The organism is Streptomyces sp. MMS24-W38 (genome assembly GCF_059889265.1).
Genome location: NZ_JCBCPP010000001.1, coordinates 1,131,506 through 1,147,484, shown reverse-complemented (window position 1 = coordinate 1,147,484; position 15,979 = coordinate 1,131,506). Strand labels below are relative to the sequence as shown.

15 protein-coding genes are annotated in these 15,979 nt (G+C 69.6%); 8 read left to right on the top strand and 7 right to left on the bottom strand.

The window, feature by feature from the left end; all coding sequences use genetic code 11:
• Positions 1 to 186: 186 nt before the first annotated feature.
• Positions 187 to 1,320, bottom strand: a complete 1,134-nt coding sequence (locus tag AC6F7H_RS04040; RefSeq protein WP_500761644.1) for a glutathione-independent formaldehyde dehydrogenase — start codon at positions 1,318 to 1,320, stop codon at positions 187 to 189.
• Between the two features lie 162 nt (positions 1,321 to 1,482).
• Here AC6F7H_RS04040 and AC6F7H_RS04035 point away from each other — a divergent pair, with 162 nt between their 5' ends.
• Positions 1,483 to 1,674, top strand: a complete 192-nt coding sequence (locus AC6F7H_RS04035) for a hypothetical protein (RefSeq protein ID WP_109378217.1) — start codon at positions 1,483 to 1,485, stop codon at positions 1,672 to 1,674.
• A 27-nt stretch (positions 1,675 to 1,701) separates the two neighbouring features.
• Here the strand turns inward: AC6F7H_RS04035 and glpK are convergent, their stop codons facing one another.
• The 5 genes from glpK to modA all read right to left on the bottom strand — a co-directional run bounded on the left by glpK (position 1,702) and on the right by modA (position 7,134).
• Positions 1,702 to 3,219: a glycerol kinase GlpK gene (gene glpK / locus AC6F7H_RS04030; protein WP_500755247.1), complete on the bottom strand. Its 1,518-nt coding sequence runs from the start codon at positions 3,217 to 3,219 to the stop codon at positions 1,702 to 1,704.
• A gap of 63 nt (positions 3,220 to 3,282) precedes the next feature.
• Positions 3,283 to 4,173, bottom strand: coding sequence for an MIP/aquaporin family protein (locus tag AC6F7H_RS04025; RefSeq protein ID WP_500755246.1), 891 nt, complete (start codon positions 4,171 to 4,173; stop codon positions 3,283 to 3,285).
• A gap of 188 nt (positions 4,174 to 4,361) precedes the next feature.
• Entirely contained in the window at positions 4,362 to 5,462 is a 1,101-nt protein-coding gene (locus AC6F7H_RS04020) for an ABC transporter ATP-binding protein (protein ID WP_500755245.1), read from the bottom strand.
• On the bottom strand, positions 5,459 to 6,322 hold the full coding sequence (gene modB, locus AC6F7H_RS04015) for a molybdate ABC transporter permease subunit (RefSeq protein WP_500755244.1): 864 nt from the start codon (positions 6,320 to 6,322) through the stop codon (positions 5,459 to 5,461). The genes AC6F7H_RS04020 and modB overlap by 4 nt, the downstream gene beginning before the upstream one ends.
• On the bottom strand, positions 6,319 to 7,134 hold the full coding sequence (gene modA / locus AC6F7H_RS04010; protein ID WP_500755242.1) for a molybdate ABC transporter substrate-binding protein: 816 nt from the start codon (positions 7,132 to 7,134) through the stop codon (positions 6,319 to 6,321). Before modA ends, modB begins: the two co-directional genes overlap by 4 nt.
• Before the next feature lie 342 nt (positions 7,135 to 7,476).
• On the opposite strand from modA, the gene AC6F7H_RS04005 reads away from it, so the two are divergent.
• From AC6F7H_RS04005 to AC6F7H_RS03990, 4 genes are all read left to right on the top strand, one after another.
• Positions 7,477 to 9,006, top strand: coding sequence for a pectate lyase family protein (locus AC6F7H_RS04005; RefSeq protein WP_500755241.1), 1,530 nt, complete (start codon positions 7,477 to 7,479; stop codon positions 9,004 to 9,006).
• A gap of 128 nt (positions 9,007 to 9,134) precedes the next feature.
• A complete protein-coding gene (locus tag AC6F7H_RS04000; RefSeq protein WP_500755240.1) occupies positions 9,135 to 10,358 on the top strand; it encodes an MFS transporter in 1,224 nt (407 codons plus the stop codon).
• A 53-nt stretch (positions 10,359 to 10,411) separates the two neighbouring features.
• The gene (locus AC6F7H_RS03995; protein ID WP_500755238.1) at positions 10,412 to 10,993 is read left to right on the top strand and encodes a sugar O-acetyltransferase; all 582 of its coding nucleotides are present in this window, start codon (positions 10,412 to 10,414) and stop codon (positions 10,991 to 10,993) included.
• A 12-nt stretch (positions 10,994 to 11,005) separates the two neighbouring features.
• Complete coding sequence (locus AC6F7H_RS03990) at positions 11,006 to 11,563, top strand: TetR/AcrR family transcriptional regulator (RefSeq protein ID WP_109378225.1); 558 nt, start codon at positions 11,006 to 11,008, stop codon at positions 11,561 to 11,563.
• Positions 11,564 to 11,642: 79 nt separating this feature from the next.
• On the opposite strand, the gene AC6F7H_RS03985 is transcribed toward AC6F7H_RS03990, so the two are convergent.
• Positions 11,643 to 12,416 (bottom strand): GntR family transcriptional regulator, encoded by a 774-nt coding sequence (locus tag AC6F7H_RS03985; RefSeq protein ID WP_500755236.1) that lies wholly within the window; start codon positions 12,414 to 12,416, stop codon positions 11,643 to 11,645.
• 379 nt (positions 12,417 to 12,795) lie between these two features.
• Here AC6F7H_RS03985 and AC6F7H_RS03980 point away from each other — a divergent pair, with 379 nt between their 5' ends.
• The 3 genes from AC6F7H_RS03980 (at position 12,796) to AC6F7H_RS03970 (ending at position 15,972) form a co-directional block, all read left to right on the top strand.
• A complete protein-coding gene (locus AC6F7H_RS03980; protein WP_500755235.1) occupies positions 12,796 to 14,070 on the top strand; it encodes an extracellular solute-binding protein in 1,275 nt (424 codons plus the stop codon).
• Positions 14,071 to 14,158: 88 nt separating this feature from the next.
• Positions 14,159 to 15,145 carry a carbohydrate ABC transporter permease gene (locus AC6F7H_RS03975; protein WP_500755234.1) on the top strand — a complete coding sequence of 329 codons (987 nt, stop codon included), beginning with the start codon at positions 14,159 to 14,161 and terminating at the stop codon, positions 15,143 to 15,145.
• On the top strand, positions 15,142 to 15,972 hold the full coding sequence (locus tag AC6F7H_RS03970) for a carbohydrate ABC transporter permease (RefSeq protein WP_500755233.1): 831 nt from the start codon (positions 15,142 to 15,144) through the stop codon (positions 15,970 to 15,972). Before AC6F7H_RS03975 ends, AC6F7H_RS03970 begins: the two co-directional genes overlap by 4 nt.
• The last annotated feature ends 7 nt before the right edge of the window (positions 15,973 to 15,979 follow it).

Below are 15,979 nucleotides of genomic sequence, written 5' to 3'. Positions count from 1 at the left end.
GTCCGTCCCCGTCCTGCTCGAAGCGGATCGGGTCGGCCGCCAGTTCGGCGGACCGGGACAAACCCATGGGGTGTGGTGAACGGCTCGTCCGGCACCGGTCGTTGGCCGGCAGGGAAAAGCGTGAGCACCCGATCGGTTCGGTGCTCACGCTTTTCGCTTCCCGGGCCGAAGCGGTGTGGTGTGGTGTTACGGGTGCAGCACCACCTTGGTGTAGCCCTCGATGCGCTTGTCGAACTTGTCGTAGGCCGACGCCGCCTGGTCCAGGGGCAGTTCGTGGGAGACGACGAAGCTGGGCTTCGCCCTGCCCTCGATGATCATGTCGCGCAGCTGCCGGTTGTAGCGCTTCACGTTGCACTGTCCCGTACCCATCCGCAGGCCCTTCTCGAAGAGCTTGCCGATCGCGACGAGGAGCATGCCGCGCTTGGCCTGTTCGTCCGGGCCTCCGGGATCGGACGGGACGTAGAGGCCGGGCACGCCGAGCGCTCCGGTGGCCCGGACCGTCCCGACGAGCGAGTTCAGGACGGTCGCCGGTTCTTCGTGGTCCGCGCCGTGCGCCGACGCCTGGTAGCCGACCGCGTCGACGCCCTTGTCCGTGCCGATGCCCTCGGTCTGGTCCTTGATCTGCTCCACCGGGTCGCCCTCGGCGAAGTTGATCGGAACCGCGCCTATCTCCTCGGCCTTCTGCAGCCGCTCGGGGACCCGGTCCACGGAGAACACCTTCTTCGCGCCGCGCAGCAGGGCCGAGTAGGCGGCCATCAGGCCGACCGGCCCCGCGCCGTACACCGCGACGCTCTCGCCGGGGCGGACCTGGGCGAGTTCACAGCCGTGGTAGCCCGTGGGGAAGATGTCCGCGAGCAGGATGAAGTCGGTTTCGTGCTCCTTTCCCGCCGGCAGCTTCAGGCAGTTGAAGTCGGCGTAGGGAACACGCAGGTACTCGGCCTGGCCACCCTTCCAGGGCCCCATGGCGACGTAGCCGTAAGCGCCGCCCGGGAAGCCGGGGTTGACGGTCAGGCAGTACCCGGTGAACCCCTCGGCGCAGTTGGTGCAGAAGCCGCAGGCGACGTTGAAGGGCATGACCACGCGGTCGCCCTCCTTGAGCGAGGTGACGCCCTGGCCGACCTCCTCGATGATTCCCATGTTCTCGTGGCCGAAGACGATGCCGGGCTCGGCAGCGGTGCGGCCTTCGTACATGTGCAGATCGGAGCCGCATATCGCGGTGGAGGTGACCCGTACGATCACATCGTTCGGATGCTGGATGCTGGGCTTCTCGACTTCTTCGACCGCGACGCTGAACGGCTCCTTGTACACGACGGCCTTCATGGTTGCGACCTCCACTCGATGGCGTACGTGCTCGATCGTCACGCCCCGCCCGCTGTCCGCGTGACTCATGTCTCATGATTCTCCGGTCCCCTCGATCGGGCAAACCGGTAATCTCCGGATATATCTATATCCGGCGCCGTGCCGAGAAGGGAGTGGTGGAACATGGCAGCACAGAGGCTGGGGACCCTGCTCGTCCCCGTGCCAGGGTTGTCCGGCACCACGTACCCACCGGGGACGGTCGTGACGGTCCGTGGTCGCGGCGCGACAGTGGACGCCTTCGTCAACGGCGACTGGCTCCCCTTGTCATGGTGGGAGTTCTCCGACGGCCTCCGCGAGGACATCGCCGACCGCTGACAGCCGCACCGGCCACCGGTGGTCGGGTCAGGTGACCTCGACCCAGTCCAGGGTGCGTTCCACGGCACGCTTCCAGTCCCGGTAGCCGTCCTGGCGCTGCTCCTCGCTCCACACCGGACTCCAGCGCTTCGACTCCTGCCAGTGCGAGCGCAGCTCGTCGGTGTCGCGCCAGAACCCGGTGGCGAGCCCGGCGGCGTAGGCGGCGCCCAGCGCGGTGGTCTCGGCGACCACCGGACGGCTGACCGGCACACCCAGCACGTCGGCCTGGATCTGCATGCACAGATCGTTCGCGGTCACGCCGCCGTCGACCTTGAGCACGTCCAGGTGCACGCCCGAGTCCTGCTCCATGGCATCGACCACGTCACGGCTCTGGTAGCAGATGGCTTCCAGCGTGGCCCGTGCGATGTGGCCCCCGGTGTTGTAACGGGCCAGGCCGACCATGGCGCCGCGGGCGTCGGAGCGCCAGTACGGGGCGAACAGGCCGGAGAAGGCCGGGACGAAGTACATCCCGCCGTTGTCGTCCACCGAACGTGCCAGTTGTTCGCTCTCCGGGGCGCTCGTGATGATCTTCAACTGGTCGCGCAGCCACTGCACGGCCGCGCCGGTGACGGCGATGGACCCCTCCAGCGCGTAGACCGCCGGGCTGCCGGCGAACTGGTACGCCACCGTCGTCAGCAGCCCGTGCTGCGAACGCACCAGATCCGTACCGGTGTTGAGCACCAGGAAGTTGCCGGTGCCGTAGGTGTTCTTGGCCTCGCCGGGGGAGAAGCAGACCTGGCCGACGGTCGCCGCCTGCTGGTCGCCGAGTACGCCGGTGATCGGAACGGCGGCACTCAGCGGCCGTGAGGTGCGGGCCTGGCCGTACGCCTCGGGATGGGACGAGGGGTTGATGGTGGGCAGCATCGCGCGCGGGATGCCGAAGACGTCCAGCAGTTCGTCGTCCCAGTCCAGGGTCTCCAGATTCATCAGCATGGTGCGGCTGGCGTTGGTCACGTCGGTGGCGTGCACCCCGCCGTTTGGTCCGCCGGTGAGGTTCCACAGCACCCAGGCGTCCGTGTTGCCGAACAGGGCGTGGCCCGCCTCGGCGGCCTTGCGCAGTCCGTCCACGTTCTCCAGCAGCCACTTGATCTTGCCGCCGGAGAAGTAGGTGGCCGGCGGCAGGCCGGCCTTGTGGCGGATGACCTCGCCGTGGCCGTCACGCTCGAGGGCGGCGGCGATGCTGTCGGTGCGGGTGTCCTGCCAGACGATGGCGTTGTAGTACGGGCGGCCGTTGCGCGGGTCCCAGACCACGGTGGTCTCGCGCTGGTTGGTGATGCCGATGGCCCTGAGGTCGGTGGCCGACAGGTTCCCGGCACGGAGGGCGTTCTGGATCACCGTGTTGGTGCGCTCCCAGATCTCCACCGGGTCGTGCTCGACCCACCCCGACCGCGGCAGGATCTGGTGGTGCTCGAGCTGGTGCTTCGCCACCTCGTTTCCGTCGTGGTCGAAGATCATGAAGCGTGAGCTGGTGGTGCCCTGGTCCACCGCGCCGACGAATTCGGGCATCGTGGCCACTCTCCTCGTGGTCGTACGGGAAGGGGTGCGGGCGCGTCCGTCCGTGGCAGGGCACTAGGAGGGCTCCTCGGTGGCCGGGCCTTCCTCGGTCGCACCGAGCCGGGCCTTGAGCACCGGGCTGATGAGCAGGTCGTACACGCCGGTCCCGATGACTCCGCCGATGAGGGGGCCGACAATGGGGATCCACCAATAGCCGCTGAACCATTGGTAGGTTCCGGGTAGGGAGATGGAGCCCCAGCCTTCGAAATAGGTGAAAAGCCTGGGGCCGAAGTCCCGGGCAGGATTGATCGCATATCCGGCGTTGGTGCCGAATGTGAAACCGATCCCGACGACGATCAGGCCGATGAGAAACGGGCCGAGATTGGACCCGGGAGCCAGGTTTCGGGTGTCGATGAGCGCGCAGATCAGCAGCAGTAGAATCCCGGTGCCGATGATTTGGTCGAGCAGGGGGCCCCACCAGGAATCTCCGAAGTATTCGGCGGGGAACGTGGCGAAGATCGAAAATGTCGCCAGTGATTCGTCCCGCGGGATTCCCGCCTTGGCATTGGCCGCGTCGATCGCCCACCGGTAGGACGCGTAGACGAGCGCGGCGCCGACGAACGCCCCCGCGACCTGCGCCAGCCAGTAGGGCAGGACCTTCCGCCAGGGGAAGTCCCGCCGGGCGGCGAAGCCCAGCGTCACCGCGGGATTGATGTGGGCGCCGCTGATACCGCCGGCCACATAGATGCCGAACACCACGGCGAGCCCCCAGCCCCACGAAATGATGATCCAGTTGGCGGGACCGAAGGCCACCGTTTCTCGACCTGATCCGGGCAGGCCGACAACGGCGACGGCCACCGACCCGGCGCCCAGGAGAATCAGGACGAACGTTCCCAGGAATTCTGCGGTCATCTCGCCGACGAGGCCTTCTCGATAGCCGCGTCGACGGGCAATTCGTTCAGCCATCGGTTCTCCTCGACTGGAATGGCGCAGTCTTGACCCCCATTACCGGAAGCTTATGGTCGCCGGGGGTATCCCGCCTGCGCGGCGCCGGAATTCCCTCCCATGGAGTAATGGCGCCTTTCCGTTCTCGGCTCGAGGTGATCCGGCCGGGGCGGCGAGAAAGCCGCGCCGGGCGTGTTGCCTGTGGCCGGTCAGACCGGGTAAGCGTGGGTCTGGGTCGCCTTCACCGTGGCCCAGACGTCCGTGCCGGGCTGCAGGCCGAGTTCGGCGGCGGCGACCGTGGTGAGGTCGGCGGTCAGGGGAAGCTCTCCGGCGAGGGCGACGCGGATCTGGTCGCCGTGGGTCTCCATGCCGGTGACCTCGCCGTGCCAGAGGTTGCGGGCGCTGGAGCCGGTGGGGCGGTCGCGGTGGAGGGTCACGGCGCCGGGCGGGAACGCGACGAAGACCTGGCCGGTGAGGTCCTCGGTGGTGGTGAGCGTCGGACCGGAATCCAACCGCACGGTGTGGCCCCGGGCCCGGCCGGTGTAGAGGTTCAGACCGACCAGTCGGGCGATGTAGTCGGTACGCGGGCGGCGGGCGATGTCCTGGGGCGTTCCCTCCTGGACGACCCTGCCGTGCTCGACGACCACCAGGCGGTCGGCCAGCACCATCGCGTCCAGCGGGTCGTGCGTGACCAGGACGGCGACGGCCTCGAACGCGGCCAGGTGACGCCGGAGCTGGGCACGCACGTCCAGACGGGTGCGGGCGTCCAGGGCGGCGAGGGGTTCGTCGAGGAGGAGCAGCCGGGGGCTGGTGGCCAGGGCGCGGGCGAGCGCCACGCGCTGGGCCTGGCCGCCGGAGAGGCGGCGGGGCTTGGCACCGGTGTGGTCCGCCAGACCCATGCGCTCCAGCCACTCGGCGGCCGTCGCCCGTGCCTGCGCCTTCGTGGCGCCCTGGCAGCGGGGACCGAAGGCCACGTTGTCCAGCGCGGTCAGGTGGGGGAAGAGGAGGTAGTCCTGGAAGACCACGCCGACGGGGCGGGATTCGGGTGGCCTACGGTCCAGCCGCGCACCGTCCAGGTGCAGATGGCCGGCGGTCAGGGGCGCGAGGCCTGCGAGGGCGCGCAGGGCCGTGCTCTTGCCGGCGCCGTTCGGACCGAGCAGGGCGACGACCTCGCCCGGGGCGGCGGTGAGCGCGATGTCGAGGCGGAAGGTGTCGTGGTCGACGACGAGCCGGGCGTCGAGGCCCTCGGGTCCGCGGGTACCGGGGCCGTCGCCGGTGAGGACGTGCCGGGGCTTGTCGGTGCGGGTCATGACGCGGTCAACCAGCGGTCGCGCAGGCCGGCCAGCACCGCGATCGAGACGGCGAGCAGGACCAGGCTGAGGGCGATGGCCGCCTCCGGGTCGCTCTGCAGGGCGAGGTAGACCGCCAGGGGCATGGTCTGGGTGCGGCCGGGGAAGTTGCCGGCGAAGGTGATCGTCGCCCCGAACTCGCCCAGCGCCCGCGCCCAGGCCAGCACGGAGCCCGCCGCGACGCCCGGCGCGATCAGCGGCAGCGTGACCCGGCGGAACGCGGTGAAGCGGGAGGCGCCCAGGGTGGCCGCGGCCTCCTCGTAGCGGCGGTCGGCGGCGCGCAGGGTGCCTTCGACGCTGATGACCAGGAACGGCATCGCCACGAACGCCTCCGCGAGCACGACACCGGCGGTCGTGAAGGGCAGGGTGATGCCGAACCAGGCGTCCAGCCACTTCCCGACGATGCCGTTGCGGCCGAGCGCCATCAGCAGGGCCACACCGCCCACCACCGGGGGCAGGACCAGGGGCAGCGTCACCAGGGCCCGGACCAGACCGCGGCCGCGGAATTCCGTACGGGCCAGCAGCCAGGCCAGCGGTACGCCGACGACCAGGCTCACCGCCGTCGCCGCGGTGGCGCACACCAGGGAGAGCCGCAGGGCCTGCCACACCTCGGGGCTGGTCAACTGCTCGGGCAGGCTCCGCCACGGGGCCCGGACCAGCAGGCCGAGCAGGGGCACCAGCAGGAACGCCAGACCGAGCAGCGCGGGCAGCAGCAGGGGCAGCGGTACACCCCGGCCGCCGCCCGCCGGTGTGCGGCGGAGCCGCGGACCGGCGCCCTTGCGGGCGGCGGCCGGGGCGCCCGGGGTGCCCGCGGGGGTCACGGCGTGAGGAACCCTGCGTCGGCCAGGACCTTCTGGCCCTCCTCGGAGCGCACCAGCGCGATGAACGCCTCGGCCGCCCCGGCGTTGGGCGCGTCCTTGAGCAGGGCGATCGGGTAGTCGTTGACGGCCTGCGCGGCCTCGGGGAAGTCCACGCCCTCCACCTTGTCACCCGCCGCGAGCACATCGGTCCGGTACACGAGGGCGGCGTCCGCCTCCTTCAGCTCGACCTTCGTCAGGGCGCTCCTGACGTCCTGCTCGTACGACACCGGGGTGAGCTCCAGACCACTGGCGTCCAGCGCCTTCTGCGCGGCGGCCCCGCACGGCACCTCCTTGTCGCACAGGACGACCTTCAGCTTCGAGCCGGTCAGGTCCTTCAGCGAGGAGACGCCCTCCGGGTTGCCCGGCAGGGTGGCGATCTCCAGCCGGTTGCGGACGAAGGTGGTCGGGGTGCCGGAAACGCCACCCGCGTCCGTGACGGTCTTCATCGTCCCGGGGCTGGCGGAGGCGAAGACGTCGGCGGGGGCGCCACTGGTGATCCCGGCGGCGAGGCTGTCGCTGCCGCCGAAGTTGAACGTGACCTCGGTGCCGGGGTGGTCCTTCTCGAACTCCTCGCCCAGCGTCGTGAAGCTCTCCGTGAGGGAGGCGGCGGCGAAGACGGTCACCGTGCCGGACGGCTTGCCGGACGAAGAGCCCGAGGAGGGGGCGTCGGGGGACGGCGAGCATGCGGTCACGGCGCCCAGGAGCAGCAGCGCGGCGGTGCCCGCACCGGCCACCCGCCTCGTCCGACGGGTCCGGGGAGCGGGACGGGTCATCACAGGGCTTCTCCCTCTGCCTACTGCTTGCTTCTCACGGACCGATCCAGGGGAACGCGTCCGCTGATCATACTGCCGCAGATGCGAGGGGGAAATCCCTTATCGATGCGCACGCGCTGCCGAAACCGTGCATCAAGGCTGCATGTGCGGCTTCAGAGGGAAGATGGGCGACGTCTGGTGTATGAGATATGAGAAGGCGCACTCATGGCGTCCGGAGCCTTGTCAGCCCGGACGGGGGCGCCCTATTCTCGCGGCGAGAAAGCGCTTTCCATCGGATCGATGGCGTTCGACGGCACCCTGCATGACATGTCCATGACGTTAAGTGAACAGGGAGAGCTCCGCATGAAGAGATCAGCAGCACTGCGGTTCCACGCGACGCTGGCCGCGGCGGCCCTCGCGGCCGCCACCGGACTGGTGGTGTCGATGCCCTCGGCATCGGCCGCGACCGGCAGCGCCACCGGCTACGCGACCCAGAACGGCGGGACCACCGGCGGTGCGGGCGGGCAGACGGTCCGGGCCACCACGGGCACCGCGATCCACACCGCCCTGTGCAACCGCGCCAGCAGCAGCACCCCGATCATCATCGAGGTCCAGGGCACCATCAATCACGGCAACACCAGCAAGGTGTCGGGCGGCAGCTGCAACACCGCCGCCGGTGTGATCGAGCTCAAGCAGATCAGCAACGTCACGATCGTCGGGGTCGGCAGCGGTGCCGTCTTCGACCAGCTGGGCATCCACATCCGGGAGGCCCGCAACATCATCATCCAGAACGTGACCGTCCGGAACGTCAAGAAGTCCGGCTCGCCCACCTCCAACGGCGGCGACGCCATCGGCATGGAGAGCGACGTCCGCAACGTCTGGGTCGACCACGTCACCCTGGAGGCGTCCGGCGGGGAGTCAGAGGGCTACGACGGCCTCTTCGACATGAAGGACAACACCCAGTACGTGACCCTGTCGTACAGCACCCTGCGCAACTCCGGCCGCGGTGGCCTCATCGGATCCAGCGAGAGCGACCGCTCCAACGGCAACATCACGTTCCACCACAACCTGTACGAGAACATCGACTCCCGTGCGCCGCTGCTGCGCGGCGGCGTCGCCCACATGTACAACAACCACTACAAGCGCCTCAACGACTCCGGCATCAACTCCCGGGCCGGGGCGCGCGCCAAGGTGGACAACAACTACTTCGAGGACTCCAAGGACGTCCTCGGCACCTTCTACACCAGCGAAGCCGGCTACTGGCAGGTCGGCGGCAACGTCTTCGACAACGTGACCTGGTCCGCCCGCAGCGGCGACAACCAGCCCGCCGGCCCCGACCCGACGTCCAACACCTCGGTCGGCATCCCCTACTCCTACAAGCTCGACGCCGCCAACTGCGTGCCGGACGTGGTGAGCCGGACGGCGGGCGCCAACAAGGGCCTGAAGGTGTCGGACGGCAACTGCACGCCGCAGAACCCCGCCCCGACCGACCCCACCGACCCGACGGACCCGACCGATCCCCCCACCGGGACCAACCTCAGCCGCGGTGCCGGTGCCGACGGCTCCAGCAAGGCCAGTGGGACGAGCTACGGCAACGTGATCGACGGCAACCTCGGCACCCACTGGTCGCCGAGCGGCTCGACCGGTTCCGTCTCGGTCAAGTGGTCGTCCGACACCGCGGTGTCGAAGGTCAACATCCGGGAGGCGGCGGGCTCCGAGGGTGCCGTCCGGTCCTGGCGGCTCCTCAACCACGACACCGGTGCCGTCCTGGCCTCCGGCGGCAGCGCGGGCGTCGTCTCCTTCGCGCGGACCTCGCTGCGCAAGATCACCTTCGAGATCACCGGCTCGAACGGCACCCCGCGGATCGCCGAGTTCGAGACCTACAACGGATAGGGGCGGGTGAGCCACCGCCCCGCCCGTCGGGTGCCGAGCACCGGCTCGGCACCCGACGCCTCGTGTTTTCGGACAGTGCCGCCCGAAAAGAGTGTACGTTCGTACGCTCCCTGGATAAGGTCAGGCACATGACCACTGACGTACTGCGTCGGCCCGCCCTGGCCGAGCGGCAGGCTCGCGCAGCCGTTGCCGTCCTCTTCTTCACCAACGGGGCCCTGTTCGCGAACCTTCTGCCCCGCTATCCGCAGATCAAGGCGGATCTCGGCATCGGGAACGCCGCCTACGGGCTGGCCGTCGCGGCGTTCCCGACGGGGGCCATCGTCGCCGGTCTGGCGGCGGGGGTCCTCATCCGCCGCCTGGGGTCGGCGCGGGTGGCGGTGGTGAGCACCCTGCTGACCGGGGCGGGGATCCTCGTCGCGGGCGTGGCGCCTTCGGTGGTGCTGTTCGCGGGAGCGCTGTTCCTGGCCGGAGCGATGGACGCGATCACCGATGTCGCGCAGAACGCCCACGGTCTGCGGGTGCAGCGCCGCTACGGGCGCTCCATCATCAACTCCTTCCACGCCGTCTGGTCGATCGGAGCCGTCACCGGCGGCTCCATGGCCGCCGCCGCCATAGCGCTCGACCTCTCGCGCGGGGCGCACCTGACGATCTCGGGGGTGGTGTTCGGTCTCGCCGCCTGTGTCGCCCTGCGGTTCGCCCTGCCCGGACCCGACACCGAGCCGGTCGAGGAGGCGGACGAGAAGGGCGCCGAGAGCGGGGCGCCGCAGCGGAACGGGCGTTCGGCCGTGGCCTCACGCGTCCGCTACGTGATGATCGCGCTCGTCCTCATCGCGACGGCCGGCACGCTCGTCGAGGACGCGGGCAACTCCTGGGCCGCGCTCTACCTCTCCGGCTCGCTGAACGCCTCGGCGGCGCTGGCGGCATCCGGCTTCATCGCCCTGGTGGGCGCCCAGTTCGTCGGCCGGATCCTCGGCGACCGGCTCGTCGACCGGTTCGGCCAGCGCGCGGTGGCCCGCGCCGGTGGCCTCATCACGGCGGTCGGCATGGGGCTGGCGCTGGCGGTGCCCACGGTGCCCGGAACGATCCTCGGCTTCGCCGCGGCGGGGTTCGGCGTGGCGACGCTGGTGCCCGCGGCCATGCTCGAGGCCGACGAACTGCCCGGCCTCAAGCCCGGATCGGGGCTCACGATCGTCTCCTGGCTGATGCGGCTGGGATTCCTGCTCTCCCCGCCGGTCGTCGGGCTCGTCGCCGACAAGGCCGGCCTTCGGGTGGGACTGGTGGTGGTGCCCCTCGCGGGCGCGCTCGTGGTCGTGTGCGCGGGGGTGCTGCGGGCCGGCAGCGTCAAGCGGTAGTCTTCGGCACGGGGAGTGTACGTTCGTACGCTTCGGGGTGTACCGTCGTTCCCATGGCGACGGACTACTTCGCACAGGACCCCCGTACCCACCTGGAACGGATGCGGGCGGGCGACCTCTACATCGCCGACGACCCCGAGATCGCCCGCCGGCAGCAGCAGGCCGTACGTCTGGCCGCCCGCTACCAGGCGGCCTATGCCGAGGACGCCGAGGCGGCGGGATCGATCCTCGCCGAACTGCTCGGTGCGGTGGGCGAGCAGGCGCACGTGCGTCCACCCCTGTACGTCGACTACGGCAGCAACATCACCATCGGGGCGCGCACCTTCGTCAACTACAACCTGACCGCGCTGGACGTCGCCGCCATCAGCATCGGCGAGGACTGCCAGATCGGCCCCGGCGTCCAGCTCCTCACCCCCACGCACCCCCTGGAACCGCAGCCCCGGCGCGACAAGCTGGAGGCCGCGCAGCCGATCACCATCGGCGACAACGTCTGGATCGGCGGGGGAGCGATCGTCCTGCCCGGCGTGACCATCGGGGACAACTCCGTGATCGGAGCCGGTTCGGTCGTCACCAAGGACGTGCCGGCGAACGTGGTCGCCGTCGGCAGTCCCGCCCGTCCGGTCCGGACCCTCTGAGGCGCGACGCCCATGGCCACCGGACACACCGACCCGCAGCGGCGCGCACGCATCATCGCCGCCACCCTCGACCTCATAGCCGAGGAGGGGCTCGCGGCGGTCTCCCACCGCAAGATCGCCAAGCGGGCCGGGGTGCCGCTGGGGTCGATGACGTACCACTTCAGCGGGATCGACGAGTTGCTGCGGGAGGCGTTCAGCGACTTCACCGGCCACATCGTCGCCGTGTTCGACACGTACCTCGCGGCGCCGACCGGCCGTGAGGAGGCCCGTACGGCCGTGGCCGACCTCGTCCACGCCCTGTCCGAGGGCAGCTCGCGCGACCTCGTGCTGACCCAGGAGCTGTACTCGCTCGCCGCCCGTCGGCCCGCCTACCGGGAGCTCACCCATGAGTGGATGCGCCGCAGCCGCAGCCACCTGGAGAAGCACTTCGACCCGGACACCGCCCGCCAACTCGACGCCCTCATAGAAGGACTGACGCTCCATCGCGCTTTGTCGCGGGAGCCGCACGACCGGTCCCTGACCCTCGAGGCGATCGCCCGCATCACCACGACGGACCGCCGGGAGCCCTGAGCGGCGCCGCGCCCGGCCCCCCAGCCGCCCGTGCGGCACAGTCCTGACCACTGTGCCGCACGGGCCCGATCGGATCGGCTCACGGCGTCGGAGGCGTCGGCGGTGTCAGGGTCGCCGTGAACCGGTAGCGCGAGCCGCGGTACACCGCGCGGACCCACTCGACCGGTGTGCCCCGCTCGTCCCGTGAGTGGCGGGACAGCAGCAGCATCGGCAGGCCCACGTCGGTGTGGAGCAGGCCGGCCTCCCGCGGTGTGGCGGGGGAGGTCTCGATGGTCTCGTCGGCCTCCGCCAGGCGTACCCCGTACACCTCGGTGAGCGTCGCGTAGAGCGAGGTGCGGCGGGCCAGGTTCCGGCGCAGGCCGGGGAAGCGGCGCGCGGACAGATGGGTCGCCTCGATCGCCATGGGCTCGCCCCCGGCCAGCCGCAACCGCTCCACGCGCAGCACGCGCTCACCCCGTTCCACCCCGAGCAGGGCCGCCAGCTCCTCGCCGGCCGCGATGTGGTCGATGTTCAGGACCCGGGAGGCGGCGGTGAGCCCCTGGTTGCGCATGTCCTCGGTGTACGAGGTCAGTTGGAGGGTCCGGTAGATCTTGGGGCGGGCGACGAAGGTGCCCTTGCCCTGGATGCGGACCAGTCGCCCCTCGCTCACCAGCTCCTGCAGCGCCTTGCGCACGGTGGTGCGGGAGGTGCGGAACTCGAGGGCGAGGAAGCGCTCGGCCGGCAGCGGCGATCCCGGCGCGCGCGCCTCGGTCATCCGCAGTAACCGTTGCTTGACGCGGTAGTACTTCGGCACGCGGTCGGTGCGGTCCGGTGTCCCCATGACGGTCTGGGCGCTGCTGAGGTCGGTGCTCATGACCTGCCTTCCGGCTGCGGTGTCCGGCGCGCGGGCGGCAGGCGCCGACCGCGGTGCACGTCGGCGGGCGGCCGGGTTCGGCGCCGCACACCCGGCGGTCCCGTTATAACCGCACGCCCCTCTTTGGTCTAGTCCAACCTTCGACACGTCTCTGTTTGGGGGAGTTCGGGAGGAGTTGCAGGTCCGTGCGGGGGTGCTGGAAGCGGTCAGGGCGATTGGCGGCGCGACCCTTGACAGGGTCATAGGTCTAGGCCAAGCTCCCCCTGCTGGTCTAAACCATTTAGAGGAAGCCGGGTCCCAGCCCGCCGAGTGTCGCGCCGTTGCGAGGGTCACCGTCGAAGGCGTGGGTGTGGAAGGCGTTCCTGAGGAGGGGTGGCGCGTGAAGCGCAAGCTGATAGCCGCGATCGGGGTCGCGGGCATGTTGTTCTCCGTCGCCGCGTGCGGGGGAGACGACGGTGACGGCAAGAGCACCGGGGCGAACGGGTACGAGGGCCAGACGCTCACCGTGTGGGTGATGGACGGCTCCTCGCCGGACCAGTGGCAGAAGGACCTGACCACGGAGTTCGAGGCGAAGACCAAGGCGAAGGTCAAGTTCGAGGTCCAGCAGTGGAACGGCATCCAGCAGAAGCTGACCACCTCCCTGTCCGAGGAGAACCCGCCCGACGTCTTCGAGATCGGCAACACCCAGACCCCGGCCTACGCCAAGACCGGCGGCCTCGCCGACCTCGCCGACCTCAAGTCCGAGATCGGCGCCGACTGGACCGAGTCCCTCAACGAGTCGTCGATCTACGACGGCAAGCAGTACGCGGCACCGTGGTACTTCGCCAACCGCGTCGTCCTCTACAACAAGAAGGTCTGGGCGGACGCGGGCCTCAAGGACACCCCCAAGACCCGCGACGAGTTCTACGACGCACTCAAGACCATCGGTGACAAGACCGACGCCGAACCGATCTACCTGCCGGGCCAGAACTGGTACCACTTCGTCGGCCTGGTGATCGGCGAGGGCGGCGAGCTCGTCAAGAAGGACGGCGACAAGCACGTCTCCAACCTCGGTGACCCGAAGGTCGCCGCCGCCGCGGAGACCTACAAGAAGTTCCAGGCCCTGTCGAAGGCGCCCAAGGACAAGGACGAGGCCACCCCGCAGCAGGGCCAGGTCTTCGCCAAGGGCAACGTCGGCGCCTTCATCGGCATGGGCTGGGAAGCCGGCATCGCCATCGAGGCCAACCCGAAGATCGAACAGGACATCGGCTACTTCACCATCCCGGGTGCCACGGCCGACAAGCCCGAGGGCGTCTTCCTCGGCGGCTCCAACCTCGCCGTCGCCGCGGGCAGCAAGAAGCAGGACCTCGCCCAGGAGTTCCTGAGGATCGCCCTGTCCGACAAGTTCGAGGGGCAGCTGGCCAAGCTCAACGGCGTCATCCCCAACAAGGAGTCGCTGCAGGGCAACCTCGAGGGCAACGCCCCCGCCGAGGCCGCCGCGCCGGCCGCCGCCGTCGGCGGCACCACGCCGCTGATCCCGGAGTGGGCCGCGGTCGAGAACGCGCCCAACCCGATCAAGACGTACCTGACCGCCGTCCTGAGGGGCAAGTCCCCGGCCGAGGCGGCCCAGCAGGTCGAGGGCGAGTTCAACAAGCGCCTGGCGCAGCAGCAGTAGAAGCGCACGCGCTCCGACCGGAGCGGGGGCCGGCCACTCGACGGCCCCCGCACCGCGTCCGGGTACGTCGAGAAGAGAGATCGCGAGCATGACCGTGCAGACCGAACGGCCGCCCTCCGGCCCGGCGGACCTCCGCAAGGCGGACGACGGGGCGGCACCCGGCAGGCCCCCCTCGCGAGCCGGCGCGCTCGCCCCGTACCTGTTGCTGCTGCCCGCCTGCGCGGCCACCGTGCTGCTGCTCGGCTGGCCGCTGCTGAAGGACGTGCTGCTGTCGTTCCAGAACCTCAACATGGGGCAGCTGATCCAGCGCGTCACCGAGTGGAACGGCGTCGACAACTACAAGGAGACCCTCACCAGTGGGGACTTCTGGCGGGTCACCCTCCGCTCGGTCCTGTTCACGGCGGTCAACGTCGTCCTGATCATGGTCCTGGGCACCCTGGTCGGCCTGCTGCTCGCCCGCCTCGGCAGGCGGATGCGGGTCACCCTGCTGCTCGGCCTGGTACTGGCCTGGGCCATGCCCATCGTGGTGGCCACCACCGTCTACCAGTGGCTGTTCGCCCAGCGCTTCGGCGTCGTCAACTGGGTCCTGGACGAACTCGGCTGGCACTCCATGGCCGACTACAGCTGGACCAGCAGCCAGATGTCGACGTTCTTCGTCGTCACTGTGCTGATCGTGTGGATGTCCGTCCCGTTCGTCGCGATCAACCTGTACGCGGCGACCACCACCATCCCGAACGAGCTCTACGAGGCCGCGTCCCTCGACGGCGCCGGCGCCTGGCGCAGCTTCACCGCGGTCACCCTGCCGTTCCTGCGGCCGTTCCTCTACGCGACGACCTTCCTGGAGATCATCTGGGTCTTCAAGGCGTTCGTCCAGGTCTATCTCTTCAACAGCGGCGGCCCCGACCGGCTCACCGAGATCCTGCCCGTCTACGCCTACGTCGAGGGCATGGGCAACCAGCACTACGGCATGGGCGCGGCGATCGCGGTCCTGACCATCCTGATCCTGCTCGGCCTGACCGCCTACTACCTCAGGATCGTGCTCAAGCAGGAGAACGAAGAGGAGGCCGGGCTGTGAAACGCTCGCTCTTTGCCCGGGTCTGGCCCAACGCCACGGCCGTCGTCCTGTTCGTCGGCTGCGTCTTCCCCGTGTACTGGATGTTCGCCACGGCCTTCAAGCCGACCGGCGACATCATCTCGGAGAACCCGGTCTGGTTCCCGACCGACGTCACCTTCGAGCACTTCAGGACCGCGACCGGCGTCGACCACTTCTGGACGTACGTCCGCAACTCGCTGACCGTCACCGTCCTGGCCGTCGTCTTCTCGCTGGTCATCGCGCTGGCCGGCTCCTTCGCCCTGGCGCGGATGCGGTTCAGGGGGCGGCGCGGCTTCATCATCGGCTTCATGCTGGCCCAGATGGCGCCCTGGGAAGTCATGATCATCGCGATCTACATGATCGTGCGGGACGCCTCGATGCTGAACAGCCTCGTGCCGCTCACCCTCTTCTACACGATGATGATCCTGCCCTTCACCATCCTGACGCTGCGCGGCTTCGTCGCCGCCGTGCCGAAGGAGCTGGAGGAGTCGGCGATGGTCGACGGCTGCACCCGTGCCCAGGCGTTCCGCCGGGTCATCCTGCCGCTGCTCGCCCCGGGCCTGATGGCCACCTCGCTGTTCGGCTTCATCACCGCCTGGAACGAGTTCGCGCTGGTCCTGGTGCTCAACAAGGACGCCGAAGCCCAGACCCTGCCGCTGTGGCTGTCCAGCTTCCAGACCCAGTTCGGCGACGACTGGGGCGCGACCATGGCCGCCTCGTCACTCTTCGCCGTCCCGATCCTGATCCTCTTCGTCTACCTGCAACGCAAGGCCGTCAGCGGCCTCACCGCGGGCGCCGTGAAGGGATAACGCCACC

Bases quoted from the DNA above. Each gene is read 5' to 3' on its own strand.
- AC6F7H_RS04040 (WP_500761644.1), bottom strand. From the start codon at position 1,320: ATGAAGGCCGTCGTGTACAAGGAGCCGTTCAGCGTCGCGGTCGAAGAA.
- AC6F7H_RS04035 (WP_109378217.1), top strand. From the start codon at position 1,483: ATGGCAGCACAGAGGCTGGGGACCCTGCTCGTCCCCGTGCCAGGGTTG.
- glpK (WP_500755247.1), bottom strand. From the start codon at position 3,219: ATGCCCGAATTCGTCGGCGCGGTGGACCAGGGCACCACCAGCTCACGC.
- AC6F7H_RS04025 (WP_500755246.1), bottom strand. From the start codon at position 4,173: ATGGCTGAACGAATTGCCCGTCGACGCGGCTATCGAGAAGGCCTCGTC.
- AC6F7H_RS04020 (WP_500755245.1), bottom strand. From the start codon at position 5,462: ATGACCCGCACCGACAAGCCCCGGCACGTCCTCACCGGCGACGGCCCC.
- modA (WP_500755242.1), bottom strand. From the start codon at position 7,134: ATGACCCGTCCCGCTCCCCGGACCCGTCGGACGAGGCGGGTGGCCGGT.
- AC6F7H_RS04005 (WP_500755241.1), top strand. From the start codon at position 7,477: ATGAAGAGATCAGCAGCACTGCGGTTCCACGCGACGCTGGCCGCGGCG.
- AC6F7H_RS04000 (WP_500755240.1), top strand. From the start codon at position 9,135: ATGACCACTGACGTACTGCGTCGGCCCGCCCTGGCCGAGCGGCAGGCT.
- AC6F7H_RS03995 (WP_500755238.1), top strand. From the start codon at position 10,412: ATGGCGACGGACTACTTCGCACAGGACCCCCGTACCCACCTGGAACGG.
- AC6F7H_RS03990 (WP_109378225.1), top strand. From the start codon at position 11,006: ATGGCCACCGGACACACCGACCCGCAGCGGCGCGCACGCATCATCGCC.
- AC6F7H_RS03985 (WP_500755236.1), bottom strand. From the start codon at position 12,416: ATGAGCACCGACCTCAGCAGCGCCCAGACCGTCATGGGGACACCGGAC.
- AC6F7H_RS03975 (WP_500755234.1), top strand. From the start codon at position 14,159: ATGACCGTGCAGACCGAACGGCCGCCCTCCGGCCCGGCGGACCTCCGC.